This window comes from Dapis hubbardiae BLCC-M172 (genome assembly GCF_050016015.1).
GTDB lineage: Bacteria > Cyanobacteriota > Cyanobacteriia > Cyanobacteriales > Microcoleaceae > Trichodesmium.
Window position 1 is genome coordinate 23,984 of record NZ_JBNHEQ010000193.1, and the last position, 420, is coordinate 24,403.

The 420-nt window shown below is 41.2% G+C and carries 1 protein-coding gene; it reads left to right on the top strand.

All coding sequences use genetic code 11. The features are described from left to right. On the top strand, positions 1-420 hold a 420-nt coding region (locus tag ACP6PK_RS17650; protein ID WP_426561274.1), incomplete at both ends, for a tetratricopeptide repeat protein.

Here is a 420-nt window from a genome sequence, read left to right on the forward strand (position 1 = left end):
CTACGGAAGCAAACACTCTCAATAATATTGGTGCTGTCTACAGTGACTTAGGGGAAAAACAAACAGCACTCAATTACTACCAGAAAGTTTTACCTATAAAACGACAAGTAGAGGATCGGGGTGGAGAAGCAACAACTCTCCATAATATTGGCCATGTCTACAGTGACTTAGGAGAAAAACAAACAGCACTCAATTACTACCAGAAAGCTTTACCTATACTTCGGCAAGTAGAGGATCGGGGTGGAGAAGCAACAACTCTCAATAATATTGGCCATGTCTACGATAGCTTAGGAGAAAAACAAATAGCTCTCAATTACTTACAGCAAGCATTACCTATACTTCGGCAAGTAGGCGCTCGTGCTACGGAAGCAACAACTCTCAATAATATTGGCCATGTCTACGATAGCTTAGGAGAAAAAC